The organism is Streptomyces sp. NPDC021093 (genome assembly GCF_044333135.1).
Taxonomy (GTDB): domain Bacteria; phylum Actinomycetota; class Actinomycetes; order Streptomycetales; family Streptomycetaceae; genus Streptomyces.
Genome location: NZ_JBIRQJ010000004.1, coordinates 597,629 through 610,797 on the forward strand (window position 1 = coordinate 597,629; position 13,169 = coordinate 610,797).

A 13,169-nucleotide genomic window follows, 5' to 3' on the forward strand; every position below is an offset into this window, starting at 1 on the left:
ACAGCTCAACCACCCGGTCGCTCGTCCCGTACGCCACTGCCATGCGAGAGTCCACCGTCCTGTCGTCCGCCGCCGATCAGCGTACGACCCATCAAACGGAGTGCCGTGTCCGGCAGGGGGCATCGCCCTCTTCGAGGAACGCCAGGCCCGGGGCCCGGCTGCCGGACCGCATTCGGGGAGCGGCCCGACTCGCCGAATAGGAAAAGGAGTGGGGATACGGCGAATGCCGCGGCGTTCAACTCACGGTGGCCGCGTGCCGTGCTGAAAAGCACCGTGCGACGGAATGCCCTGTTGAGCGAAGGGCTCGCGCCGGCCACCGTACGACGAGGGCATGAGAACGCCCGGTCGCTGGCGACGGGGGATGCACCAGCGACCGGGCTGTATCCAACCGTAACAAGGCCACCTGTGCAGGGATAGTCAACTCCCCTGTCGTAATGAGGGGTTGTGATCGGGATCACGTACCGCGATCCGCGGGGGAGAGACGGTGCAGCGTTACTCGCCGCAGGGCGACTCGTACGAAATGCGGGGAAGATAGTCGAGCCACCTTTCCCGTGTCAGAACGCTCCGAGTGGTGGAGCAAATGCGGCGGATGGCCTCGTCGGTGTCCAAGTTCCACAGCCGGACGGTATCGGTGCCGCTCGAAACGCCGAGCAAGCGGCCCTGGGGGCTGAACGACAGGAAGCTGCCCGTCTTGGCGTTGGGGCTCATCGACTGGCCGATGGGAGAGGCGCTGGACGGGTGGGTGACGTCCCAGAGACGGACCGTGTTGTCGTTGCCGCCGCTGGCCAGGGTGCGACCGTCCTGGCTGAACGTCAGGGACACGATGGCATCGGTGTGGCCGGTGAGGGAGGTCTCCGGCCGGTCGGTCCTGAGGGGGTTGGTGATGTTCCAGAGCTGGACCGTGCCGTCGTCACTGCCGCTGGCCAGGGTGCGGCTGTCCGAGCTGAAGGCGAGCGTGTTGACGGGGCCCAGGTGCCCCGCCAGAGGAGTGCCGAGCCGGGCGGCGCGACCGGGGTCGGTCACGTCCCAGAGCCGGATGGTGCCGTCCGCGCTGCCACTGGCGAGAGCCCGCCCGTCCGTGCTGAAGACGAGGGAGTTGACGTAGCCCTTGTGCCCGGTGAGCGGCGCGGCGAGCGGAACCAGACGGGCCGGGTCGCTGACGTCCCACAACTGGATGGTGCGGTCGGCATGGGCGGTTGCCAGCGTGCGTCCGTCCGGGCTGAAGGCCAGAGCGTGGGGGCCCGCGAATCGTGTCAGCAGCGCGACGGGCGGCCCGTGGGGGACGGGCCTGGCCGGATCGGTGACGTTCCACAGCTGTACGGCACGGCGTCCCGTCAGTACGGCGAGCGTGCGGCCGTCGGGGGAGAACACCAGCGAGCGCACGTCCCCCTCCCCGGGTCTGAACGGTTTGCCCAGCGACACGGGCCGGTGGGGACGCTCTACGTTCCACAGCCGGACCTGCTCGTCGCGCGCGGCGGTGGCGAGCACCCTCCCGTCGGGGCGGAACGCTCCGATCCGCCCGATCATGTCCGCCGTCGGCATCGACCACAGGCGGACCTTGTTGTCGCCGGTGCCGGTGGCGAGGGTGCGTCCGTCGGGGCTGAAGCCGAGGGCGTACATCTCCCCGCTGCTGCCTGCGAGAGGCTCGCCGACCTGCGAGGGATGCGCCGGGTCGCTGACGTTCCACAGACTCGCCGTACTGTCCGCGCTGGCGGCCGCGAGCATGGTTCCGTCGGGGTTGAAGGCCACCGACCAGATGGGTCCCGTGTGGTCGGTGAGCGGCGCGCCGAGCGGTTTCGCGCGACGTGGGTCGGCCACGTTCCAGAGCCGGACGGTGTCGTCCGAGCCCCCGCTGGCGAGAGTGCGTCCGTCGGGGCCGAAGGCCACGGAGTGCACCGTGCTCGTGTGGCCGGTCAGCACCCTGTCCAGCGGCTCCGGGCGACGTGGATCGGCCATGTCCCACAGCCTGATCGTCCCGTCGTCACCCCCGGCGGCCAGCGTCCGCCCGTCACGGCTGAAGGCCACGGAACGTACCGCGGCGGTGTGTCCCGTCAGTGCGCCGAGCGCCGTCGGCCGGCCCGGGTCCGCCACGTTCCACAGGCGGACGCTGTGGTCGTCGTTGGCGGTGGCCAGAGTGCGCCCGTCCGGGCTGAAGGCGACCAGATAGATCGTCCCGCCGCGGCCGGCCAGGGGCTGGCCCAGCGGGCGCGGGTGGCGGGGATCCCGAACGTCCCACAGCCTGATCGTGCCGTCGTCCGAAGCGCTGGCGAGAGTGCTGCCGTCCGGACTGAAGACCGCGCTGCTCACCCAGCTCGTGTGGCTGGTGAGGGGGTTGCCCAGGCGTCTGGGCCGCGACGGCTCCGTGACGTCCCACAGCCGAACGGTCCGGTCGTAGCTGGCAGTGGCCAGAGTGCGCCCGTCCGGGCTGAACGAGGTGAGGTAGACGGCACCGGTGTGGCCGAGTATCGGCGTGGCCAGCGGCGCGTTCACGATCGAGATCAGCCGGTTCTTGGTCGCCTCGTCGTCCGGCCGCAAGCGGTGTGCCACCAGGCCGAGTTGGGCGGACAGCGACGGATCCGTGTACTGGGCGCGGTCGGCCTCCGCGACCACCTGCTGGAACACCGCGTCGTCCCGCTGCTTCCACGCGACCACCGCCGAGGACACGGCCACCATCGCCAGGACGACCAGAGCCGCCACCGCCCCGCGGGCGATCCAGACCGTGCGCCTGCGCAGCCTGGCCGAGGCGGCCAGGAAATCCACCGCGCCCCGGGTCAGGAAGGTGTCACCCGCCGACTTCGCCCATGCCCTGGCCTGCTCCAGCCGGGAACCCCGGTAGAGCAGTGCCGTGTCGCGGGCGGACTCCTCCCACGACTTGCCGTCCTCCTCGATGCGCTGGCGCAGCAGGTGCCCGGCCCTGTCCTCGTCGATCCAGTCGCGCAGGCGTGGCCAGGCGTGCAGCAGCGCTTCATGCGTGATCTCCACGGTGTCCGCGTCGAGCGTCACCAGGCGGGCGTGCACCAGCGCTTCGAGAGATTCCTCCGTCTTGTCGGGTGCCGTTGACTCCTCTGTGAGCTGGCGCCGAGTCCCCCGCCTACGGGTGGCCCGGGTGTCTTCGCCCAGCCGGACCAGCCTGAGCAGGAGCAGCCTCGCGGCCGTGCGCGCCGCCGGATCGAGGCCGGACCAGGCACGCTCGGCGGTCGCCGCCACCGCTCCCTGGATGCCGCCCGCCGCGCGGTAGCCGGCCAGCGTCAGCCGTCCCGTCTTCCGCCGCTGCCAGGTGGCCAGCAGGGCGTGGGAGAGGAGCGGCAGCACCCCCGCGTCGTGTGCGCCGTGGGGACCGTCCGTGCTCACCTCCCGGACGATCAGCTCCGCGAGGCCGGGTTCGAGTTCCAGCCCCACGGCCTTGGCAGGGCCGGTCATCGCGTCGCGCAACTCGGAGTGGGTCAGCGGCCCGAGCACCATGTGCCGGTGCTGCAACGCGTCGGCCAGCTCGGGGTGCCGGAGGCACTGCTCGTAGAAGTCGGCCCGCAGACCGAGGACCACGAGCGCGGGAGCGGGAGCGGGGTCGGAGTCGGGGTCGGGGTCGGGGTCGGCGGAGTCGGCGGGGGAGCACGCGGCGTGGAGGAGCTGGATGAAGGTACGCCTGTCCGCCTCGTCGGAGCAGAGGGTGAGCGCTTCCTCGAACTGGTCCACGATGATGACCGGACGGGTGGTGGAGGACGTCGCGCGCCGCGCCCATGCGGTGACGGACTCCCGCACCGCGTGCGCGAATTGCGGAGTACCCGGCTCCTGTGCCGTGTGCGCGAATCGCGGCGTACCCGGCTCCCGCACCGCGTGCGCGAACTGCGGCGTACCTGGCTCCTGCGCCCCGTGCCCGAATCGCGGCGTTCCTGGCTCCTGCGCCGCCGGTGCCTCCGGTGCCGCCACGGCGGAGACGGCCTGCGCAAGCTCGGGTATGTGGCGGGTCAGCTCCGCGAGCGGATCGCCTCCCGGTACGAACTGCAGCACCGGACCTGCCTGCCCGCTCTCGTCGCTCAGCACGCCGTTCCGCAGCGTGGGCACCAGACCGGCGTTCAGGAGCGAGGACTTCCCCGCCCCTGAGGCGCCCACGAGCATGACCAGGCCACCCGTCTTCTCCGCCGCACGGAGCTGGGCCACGAGGGCCTCCGTGCTCCGCTCGCGGCCGAAGAACCATCGGGCGTCCTGCTGCCGGTACGAAGCCAGCCCCCGGTACGGGCAGACACCGGGGGCGGTCGCGGCTTCGGCCTGCAGCCGTTCCTCGTCCTCCGCGGACGCCGCGGCGGCGCGGCCGGCGACCGGGTCGGCCACCGCGCGGTCCCACAGGAGCTGCCACTGGGCCATCTCGTACAGCCCCGGGGACACCGGCGCGGGACGTTCTCGCCGTGCTTCGGGGATCAGGATGTGCAGCACCGCCGCGAGGGCGGCGAACTGGGCGGGTACGTTCTTGGCCCGTCGCCAGTCGCTGATCCGTTGGGCGGACACCCGCACGGGCCGCCCTCGTTCGTCGACCCGCTGAAGTCGGACGACCGCCTCGGCCACGCGCTGGAGGGGAGGGTTACCGGCTTCCTTGTACAACAGCGCGAGCCGTTCCGCGAAGGCTCTGCGCGCCCCTGGGTCGGAACTCAAGGCCTCCACCCCTTACTTCCTTTTACTTCCCTCACACCCGGACATCCGGACCGGAAAACTCACTCTGCGCCTCTGACCTGCGGTTATGTCATCCGGATGAAGGTGGAGCTTCCTCGCTGGGAGGTCCTACTGGCAGGATCGCCTTCCGGTAGTGATCCGACCGCGCAGCGTCAGAGTAGGCCACCAGTGCGAAGCCCGGAGGGGTGCCTCTATGAGGCTGCACTTCCTCGAACCGCGCTGACGCCGATCCGGCGCGGATTGACGCCGCCGCCACATCGTTCGGTACCGGTCCCCACAGGGGAGGGACCGGTACCGAACGATGTGGCGCGTGCACAACGATGTGGCGCGTGCAGGTGGGCGTGTGTGCGGCCGCGTGCAGATGACTCGTCCCGAGCGGCTCCGGAATACAAATCAGGCCCGGCCTTCCCAGAAGGAAGACCAGGCCTGATCTTGTATTTCAGCTGTCGGGGTGGCGGGATTTGAACCCACGACCTCTTCGTCCCGAACGAAGCGCGCTGCCAAGCTGCGCTACACCCCGATGTCCACCGCGTTGCCGTGGCGACATCGATTACTTTAGCCCACCGGCGCGCGTAGGCGAAATCCGGTTTTCGCGGCCTCTCAGGTGGGGGCGGACGTGGTCCAGCGCGACCAGGGCCAGGGCGAGGGAGTAGAAGACCAGGCCGAGGACCAGGGCATTCGTGGCGATGCCGGCGTAGCCGTGGCGGGCGGCGTCCAGGAAGGGGTACGGGTAGCGGGCCTCGGCGCCGGGGTCGAGGGCGGCGCCTCGGACCAGGGCGAAGGCCAGGTAGGCGGCGGGGTAGAGGAGCCACTGGGCCGCGTACCGGAAGAGAAGGCCGCCGGGGGCGGTGAACAGGAGCCACTCCAGGACCGCGCCGATCGGGGTGACGGTGTGGAGCAGCTGGTTGGAGACGGTGCGCCAGCCGGTGATCGTGTGCTCGGGGTCGCCGGTCATGGAGAAGCCGCTGGAGTCGTTGGCCAGGATCAGGTGGTAGACGAGGCCGGTGATGACGATGAAGAGGAGCGCGCCACCGGTCAGGCGGGGGGAGAGGGGCGGGCGGCCTTTCCAGGCGCGGACCGCCGACCAGCCGAGGGTGAGCGCGAGCAGGGCGTTGGACTGGATCGTGAAGTAGACCGGGACGACCAGGGGGTCGCCGATGGTCAGGTCGATCACGATGCCGGTGACGGCCGCCGCGCACAGGAGCGCGCGGAAGACGGCGGCGTACGGGCGGCGGCGGGGCGGCACGACTGCTGAGGCGGGCACGCCCGTGGGGGTCGGGGCGGTCATGATCCCCACGGTAGGCCAGTTCGTCCGGATATGGGGGCGGCCCAAGGGGCGGTCCCGGTCCCCGGGTCCCGGCCCTTGGAGGTCAGGCTCCGAGGGCCGGTGCGGAGCTCAGGCCCGGAGGGTCAGGCGCGGGGGCCAGGTCCCGGGGTCAGAGTCAGGAGGGTGGCCTCCGGAGGGCACGCGAAGCGGACCGGCGTGTAGCGGTTGGTGCCGCAACCCGCCGAGACGTGGAGGTACGAGCGGTGGCCGCCGGCCAGGTGTGTGGAGAGGCCCTTGACGCGGTCGGTGTCCAGGTCGCAGTTGGTGACCAGGGCGCCGTAGAAGGGGATGCAGAGCTGGCCGCCGTGGGTGTGACCGGCGAGGACGAGCGGGTAGCCGTCCGCGGTGAAGGCGTCCAGGGCGCGCAGGTACGGGGCGTGGACCACGGCGATCGAGAAGTCGGCGGAGGCGTCCGGGCCGCCCTCGACCTCGGCGTACCGGTCGCGCTTGATGTGCGGGTCGTCGAGGCCGGTGAAGGCGAGGTCGAAGCCGTCCGCGGTGGGGAGCTTGAGGTTGCCGCGGGTGTTGGTGAGGTTGACCCAGCCGGCGGCGTCGAAGCCGTCGCGGAGGTCTTCCCAGGGGTTGTGGACGGCGCCGACGACGGGCGGGTTGCCGTTGAGGCCGTGCTTGCCCTGGATCTTTTCGAGCAGGTAGCGGGCGGGGTTGCGCGGCTTCGGGCCGTAGTAGTCGTTGGAGCCGAAGACGTACACGCCGGGGAACTGCATGAGCGGACCGAGTGCGTCCAGCACCTCCGGCACGCCCTCCGGGTCGGAGAGGTTGTCGCCGGTGTTGACGACGAAGTCGGGGCGCAGACCGGCGAGGGACTGGAGCCAGCGCTGCTTCTTGCGCTGCCCGCTCACCATGTGGATGTCCGAGACCTGGAGTACCCGCAGGGGCTTCGCGCCCGGTGGCAGGACGGGGACCGTCACCCGTCGGAGCCGGAAGGAGCGTGCCTCGAACCCTGCTGCGTAGGCGAGTCCGGCCGCCCCAACGGCCGTGATTCCCAGGGGTACTCCGTAACGTGCGCGCATAAGCCCATCGTCGCAGACCGGTACGGGGCCGGGCGCCGAGCAGGGCCGCCGGTGGAAATGTGCGGGCGGCGAGGCCGTACGACCTGCCACACTTGCGCCATGACCACGCCCAAGTCCCAGCTCAAGTCCCAGCTGAAGGAAGACCTCACCGCCGCGATCCGGGCGCGTGACGAGCTCCGCTCCTCCACGCTCCGGCTCACCCTCGCCGCCGTTCAGGTCGAGGAGGTGTCGGGCAAGGAGGCCCGTGAGCTCTCCGACGCCGAGGTCGAGAAGGTGATCGCCAAGGAGGCGAAGAAGCGCCGCGAGGCGGCCGACGCCTTCGCCAAGGGCGACCGGCCGGAGCAGGCCGCGCGGGAGAAGGCCGAGGGCGAGATCCTCGCGACGTACCTGCCGCAGCAGCTGAGCGACGACGAGCTGACCGCGATCGTGGCGGGGGCCGTCGAGGAGGCGAAGGCGCAGGGCGCCGAGGGGCCGCGCGCGATGGGTGCGGTCATGAAGATCGTCAACCCGAAGGTCGCGGGCCGCGCCGAGGGCGGCCGGGTCGCCGCGACGGTGAAGCAGCTCCTGGCGGGCTGAGGCGGGCGGCTGCTCGCGGCACGTGGCTCGCAGCCGTGGCTCGCAGCACGTAGCCCGTAGCTCGCGGCTGTACGAGGAGAGGGTTCCACCCGACACCGGGTGGAACCCTCTCCTTCTGTGCGGCCTGTGCGGCCTGTGCGGTATGCCTACCGGCTCACCGGCTCACCGGCTTCCCTCGGCCCACCGGCTCCCCCGGCTCACGGCCAGTTGCCGCCGAGGATGTCGTCCCAGCCGCCGCCGCCACCGCCGTCGCCGTTGTCCCCACCGTGGTCGCCGCCGTTGTCGCCACCGGAGTCCTGGCCCGGGTCGCCCTTCGGGGGCTTGTTGTCGCCGCCGGGCCGGTTCTTGTCCTTGTCCTTGTTCTTGTCTTTGTCCTTCTTGTCCTTCTCGGGGTCCGGGATGTCGACGGTCTTGAAGTCCGGTGACCCCTTGCCGTCCAGGGCGCCGGTCATCGCGTCCTTCCAGATGGGGCCGGGGACCTGGCCTCCGTACACCTTCGGCTGGTAGCGGCCGCCGATGGTGATGTCCTCCATCTCCACCTGCTGGGAGGGGCTGCCGACCCAGACCGCGCCGGACAGGTTCGAGGTGTAGCCGACGAACCAGGCGTTCTTGCGGGCGTCGGTCGTACCGGTCTTGCCCGCGTTGTCGCGGCCGTCCTTGAGCCCGGCTTCCTTACCCGTACCGGAGTCGACCACTCCGCGCAGCAGCGTGTTGATGGTGTCCGCGGTCTGCTCGGCCATCGCCAGCGAGCACGAGGTCTTCGGGACCGGGAGGGCCTTGCCGCCGGGACCGGTGATCGACTGGATGGCGATCGGCGTGCAGTACGTGCCCCGGTTGGCGAAGGCCGCGTAGGAGCTGGCCATCCGCAGCGGCGAGACACCGGTGGAACCGAGGGTCAGCGAGGACGGCACCTCGGGGATCTTCGTGCCGTTGCCCTGGAGCAGGCCGATCTTCTCGCTCAGCTGCGAGATCGGGCACATCCCGATGTCCTGGAGCATCTGGACGAAGTACGTGTTGACGGACTTGCCCATCGCCTCCTTGAGCGCGTACGGGCCGACCTCGCTCTCGTCCTCGTTCTCCAGCTTGGCCCCGTCGGTGTTGAGCCACGGTTTGCCGCTGCACGTCGTCAGACGGTCGGGGTACGGCATCTGGTACGGCGCCGAATAGACCTGCGTCGGCGGCCTGCCCTGCTCCAGCGCGGCCGCCGCGAGGAACGGCTTGAAGGTCGAGCCGGTCGGGAAGCCGAAGTTCGAGCCGCCCATTCCCTTGTCGACCGAGTAGTTGATCTGGGTCTCGTTGGTGCCGAAGCCGTACGGCTTGGACTGACCCATCGCGAGGATCTTGCCGGAGCCCGGCTCGACCAGCGTGACGGCCGTCGCGACCTTGTCGCTCTTGTAGACGTGATCCTTGATGGAGGCCTGCGTGGACTCCTGGGCCTTCGGGTCCATGGTCGTACGGACGGTCAGTCCGCCCTGGTTCCAGACCTTGGCCCGGTCCTCCTTGGTCTTGCCGAAGACCGGGTCGTTGAGGAAGACCTCGCGGACGTAGTCGCAGAAGAACCCGGCGCCGCTGACGGCGGTGATGCAGCCGTTCTTGGGCTTGCTCACCTTGAGCTTCAGCGGGGCGGCCTTGGCCTTGGCCGCCTCCGCGGGCGAGATCTCGCGGATGTCGGCCATCCGCTGGATCACGATGTTGCGGCGCTTGGTGGCCTCGGCGGAGTCGTTGACCGGGTCGTACCGGGTCGGCGACTGGACGAGGCCGGCCAGCACCGCTGCCTCTTCGAGCTTGAGGTCCTTGGCGTGCTTGCTGAAGTACCGCTGCGACGCCGCCTCGACGCCGTACGCCTGCTGCCCGAAGAAGGTGATGTTGAGGTAGTTCTCCAGGATCTTCTTCTTGCCCAGCTCCTCCTCGACCTGGATCGCGTACTTGAGCTCGCGGATCTTGCGGCCGAGGGTCTGCTGGGTGGCCTGGGCGACCTTGTCCGGGTCGTCGCCCGCCTCTTCGACGAAGACGTTCTTCACGTACTGCTGGGTCAGGGTGGAGGCGCCCTGCGCCGTGCCGCCCGACTGCACGTTCCGGTTGAGCGCGCGCAGGATGCCCTTGAGGTCGACCGCGCCGTGCTCGTAGAACCGGTTGTCCTCGATCGCGACGATCGCCTTCTGCATGTACGGCGAGATGTCCTTCAGCGGGACAACCGTCCGGTCGCGCGAGTACACCGTGGCGATCTTGCCGCCCTGGCTGTCGAGGATGGTGGTGCGCTGGCTCAGCGGCGGGCGCTTGAGGTTCGCCGGGATCGTGTCGAATCCCTCGACCGTGCCCTTGGCCGCGAGACCGAGCGCGCCGGCGGCCGGCAGGGCGATGCCTGCCAGCACGGCTCCGGAGAGCACGCTGACACCGAGGAATTTGGCGGCCTGCTGGGTCCGTGTGAGACCCCCGCCCGAGCGCGTTTTTGCCATGAGGGGCAGCCTACGTTCTCATTCGCCGGACACATGTAAAGGCTCTGGCCTAAGCTGCTCTCAACTGTCACAGCAGTGCGGTTCCGCATCAAGGTGCGGGAGCCGGTCCGAGTGCTCCCGCGGTAGGTGCCCGAGACCGCCGCGACCCAGCTGAACCGTCCCGTTTTGTCGGGAAGACGACGCATGTCCTTGGCTCACTCCGTTGGGTGATCTGCCGCATACGCATAGTCCGTTCGGGCCATTCAAGATTGGGCCCGAAGGGGGTGTTGCGCTGTGCCCACCTTCCGTAACGTCCTCAACTGGCAGCGGTGAATATGCCGCTACCGCCGTGGGGGAGCCTCGATTCGGGAGAGGACGGCGCCGGGATGGGCTGGGTAACCGACTGGAGTGCGCAGGCAGCCTGCCGCACTACCGATCCGGATGAACTGTTCGTACAAGGAGCGGCGCAGAACCGGGCCAAGGCGGTGTGCACCGGATGTCCGGTGCGGACCGAGTGCCTGGCGGACGCGCTGGACAACCGCGTCGAGTTCGGCGTGTGGGGTGGCATGACGGAGCGGGAACGCCGCGCACTGCTGCGCAGGCGTCCGACGGTCACCTCGTGGCGCAGGCTCCTGGAGACCGCGCGCACGGAGTACGAGCGCAGTGCGGGAATCCTGCCCGCGGTGCTCGAAGAGGACGAGGTCTACGAGGAGACGTACGCCGCGGTGGGCTAGCCCAATCGTGGCGGACTAGGCCGAAGGTGACGGCGCGGAAGGTGACGGATCGGGCGGGGATGCCTGACCGGTCGCCAGTCGCTCGCCGATGGCCCGCAGTCCGGCCAGATCGTGCACGTCCCCGGGAAGGGCGGCGACCTCGGTCACTGCCACTTCGGGGTGGAGCGCGGTGAAGCGGTCGCGCGTTCGCTGTTCACGCGCGAGCACCTGCATGCGTTCGGCGTGCAGCCGCAGCAGACCCGCGGTCAACTGCCCGACGCCGTCGACTGCGTCCGGATGCTGGGGGGTTCGGGGTGTCTCGGGAGAGGCGGCCGTGGAGCCACGAACTCCAGCATTCCCGTCCCCCTGATCCACAATGCCGCGCTCACCAAGATTTTCTGCGGCGGCGAGCGCCCGCTCGGCCGACAGCTGGGGGGCGCCGCTGCCGTGCACCCGGTTCAGTACGAGGCCGGCCAGCGGCATCTCCTCCGCCGCGAGCCGCTCGACGAAGTACGCCGCCTCGCGCAGCGCGTCCCGCTCCGGGGCGGCAACCACCAGGAATGCCGTGCCCGGCGCCTGGAGCAGCCGGTACGTGGCGTCCGCCCGCGTCCGGAACCCCCCGAACATCGTGTCCATCGCTGCCACGAACGTCTGGACGTCGCGCAGCAGTTGACCGCCCATCAGCTTGCTGAGCGTGCCCGTCATCATGGACATGCCGACGTTGAGGAACTTCATCCCGGCCCGGCCGCCCACCTTCGCCGGCGCCATCAGCACCCGGATGAACTTTCCGTCCAGGAACGACCCCAGCCGCTTCGGCGCGTCCAGGAAGTCCAGCGCCGACCGGCTCGGCGGGGTGTCCACGACGATCAGGTCCCACTCGTCCCGCGACCTGAGCTGCCCCAGCTTCTCCATCGCCATGTACTCCTGCGTACCGGCGAACCCGGCCGACAGGGACTGGTAGAAGGGGTTCTCCAGGATGGCGCGGGCCCGGTCCGCGTCCGCGTGCGCCTCGACGATCTCGTCGAAGGTGCGCTTCATGTCGAGCATCATGGCGTGCAGCTCGCCACCGGCCGAGTCGTCGACGCCCTTCACCCGGCGCGGCACGTTGTCGAGCGAGTCGATGCCCATCGACTGCGCGAGCCTGCGGGCCGGGTCGATGGTCAGCACCACCGCGCGCCGCCCGCGCTCCGCGGCCCGTACCCCCAGGGCGGCCGCCGTGGTCGTCTTGCCGACCCCGCCGGACCCGCAGCACACGATGATGCGGGTCGCCGGGTCGTCCAGCAGCGGGTCGACGTCCAGCATCGGCGCCGTGTCCATCCCCGGAGCCGCGTCCGCCACCGGCGTCGGCTCCTTGCCCGGTGCCGCGTCCGTCCCCGGCGACCTGTCCGTGCTCATGCCGTCCTCCCTGCCCGGTCCGTACCCAGGTGGGTGCGGAGTGCCGCCGCCAGCCGGTAGAGCCCGGCCAGGTCCAACCCCTCGCCCAGCAGCGGGAGTTCGTACGTGTCCAGGCCCAGCCCGGCCAGCGCCGCCCGCTGCTCCCGCTCCAGCTCGACCCGCTGCGCGTGCTCCGCCGCCTGCTCCAGGAGCGGGTCCACCAGGCGCTCCGCGAGCCCGCCGCGCCGTGCTCCGCCCAGACCGGCCCGGGACAGCGCCTGTGCCACCGCGGTGCGCTGCTCGCCCGCCGCCGAGCGCAGGGCGTCCTCGTCCACGAGGTGCGGGCGGACCATGTTCACGATGACCTTGCCGACGGGCAGTTCGGCGGCCCGCAGTTCGGCGATGCCGTCGGCGGTCTCCTGGACCGGCATCTCCTCCAGGAGGGTCACGAAGTGCACCGCCGTCTCGGGGGATTTGAGCACCCGCATCACGGCCTGCGCCTGGTTGTGTATCGGGCCGAACTTCGCCAGCCCCGCGACCTCGTCGTTCACGTTCAGGAAGCGGGTGATGCGGCCGGTCGGCGGGGCGTCCATGACGACGTAGTCGTAGACGTACGCGTTCTTCTTGTCCCGTCGGCGGACCGCCTCGCAGGCCTTGCCGGTCAGCAGGACGTCCCGCAGCCCCGGCGCGATGGTCGTCGCGAAGTCGATCGCGCCGAGCTTCTTCAGCGCGCGTCCCGCGCCCCCCAGTTTGTAGAACATCTGGAGGTAGTCCAGCAGCGCGCGTTCGGCGTCGATCGCGAGGGCGTACACCTCCCCGCCGCCCGACGCGACAGCGATCTTGCGCTCCTCGTACGGAAGGGCTTCCGTCTCGAAGAGCTGCGCGATGCCCTGTCTGCCCTCGACCTCCACCAGGAGGGTGCGTTTGCCCTCGGTGGCGAGGGCGAGCGCGAGTGCTGCGGCGACCGTGGTCTTGCCGGTACCGCCCTTGCCGCTGACGACCTGGAGCCTGCTCACGCCATCGAGCCTAACCAGTCGCCCGGCGGCGC

The 13,169-nt window shown here is 70.3% G+C and carries 8 protein-coding genes and 1 tRNA gene; 2 read left to right on the top strand and 7 right to left on the bottom strand.

Features of this window, described 5'->3' with window-relative positions; genetic code table 11:
- Positions 1 to 492 precede the first annotated feature (492 nt).
- From ACH4SP_RS15330 to ACH4SP_RS15345, 4 genes are all read right to left on the bottom strand, one after another.
- Positions 493 to 4,656: an AAA family ATPase gene (locus ACH4SP_RS15330; protein WP_398414756.1), complete on the bottom strand. Its 4,164-nt coding sequence runs from the start codon at positions 4,654 to 4,656 to the stop codon at positions 493 to 495.
- Between the two features lie 455 nt (positions 4,657 to 5,111).
- Positions 5,112 to 5,185: transfer RNA gene (locus ACH4SP_RS15335), tRNA-Pro, on the bottom strand.
- 30 nt (positions 5,186 to 5,215) lie between these two features.
- Positions 5,216 to 5,953 (bottom strand): Pr6Pr family membrane protein, encoded by a 738-nt coding sequence (locus ACH4SP_RS15340; protein ID WP_398414758.1) that lies wholly within the window; start codon positions 5,951 to 5,953, stop codon positions 5,216 to 5,218.
- 122 nt (positions 5,954 to 6,075) lie between these two features.
- Positions 6,076 to 7,023 carry a metallophosphoesterase gene (locus tag ACH4SP_RS15345; RefSeq protein ID WP_398414760.1) on the bottom strand — a complete coding sequence of 316 codons (948 nt, stop codon included), beginning with the start codon at positions 7,021 to 7,023 and terminating at the stop codon, positions 6,076 to 6,078.
- A 99-nt stretch (positions 7,024 to 7,122) separates the two neighbouring features.
- Here ACH4SP_RS15345 and ACH4SP_RS15350 point away from each other — a divergent pair, with 99 nt between their 5' ends.
- On the top strand, positions 7,123 to 7,599 hold the full coding sequence (locus ACH4SP_RS15350; protein ID WP_398414762.1) for a GatB/YqeY domain-containing protein: 477 nt from the start codon (positions 7,123 to 7,125) through the stop codon (positions 7,597 to 7,599).
- A gap of 197 nt (positions 7,600 to 7,796) precedes the next feature.
- Here the strand turns inward: ACH4SP_RS15350 and ACH4SP_RS15355 are convergent, their stop codons facing one another.
- On the bottom strand, positions 7,797 to 10,055 hold the full coding sequence (locus ACH4SP_RS15355; protein ID WP_398414764.1) for a transglycosylase domain-containing protein: 2,259 nt from the start codon (positions 10,053 to 10,055) through the stop codon (positions 7,797 to 7,799).
- Positions 10,056 to 10,420: 365 nt separating this feature from the next.
- Between ACH4SP_RS15355 and ACH4SP_RS15360 the strand changes: the two genes are divergently transcribed.
- Positions 10,421 to 10,768: a WhiB family transcriptional regulator gene (locus ACH4SP_RS15360; protein WP_398414766.1), complete on the top strand. Its 348-nt coding sequence runs from the start codon at positions 10,421 to 10,423 to the stop codon at positions 10,766 to 10,768.
- A 15-nt stretch (positions 10,769 to 10,783) separates the two neighbouring features.
- On the opposite strand, the gene ACH4SP_RS15365 is transcribed toward ACH4SP_RS15360, so the two are convergent.
- Complete coding sequence (locus tag ACH4SP_RS15365) at positions 10,784 to 12,142, bottom strand: ArsA family ATPase (protein WP_398414768.1); 1,359 nt, start codon at positions 12,140 to 12,142, stop codon at positions 10,784 to 10,786.
- On the bottom strand, positions 12,139 to 13,137 hold the full coding sequence (locus ACH4SP_RS15370; RefSeq protein ID WP_362420637.1) for an ArsA-related P-loop ATPase: 999 nt from the start codon (positions 13,135 to 13,137) through the stop codon (positions 12,139 to 12,141). The genes ACH4SP_RS15365 and ACH4SP_RS15370 overlap by 4 nt, the downstream gene beginning before the upstream one ends.
- Between the last annotated feature and the right edge of the window lie 32 nt (positions 13,138 to 13,169).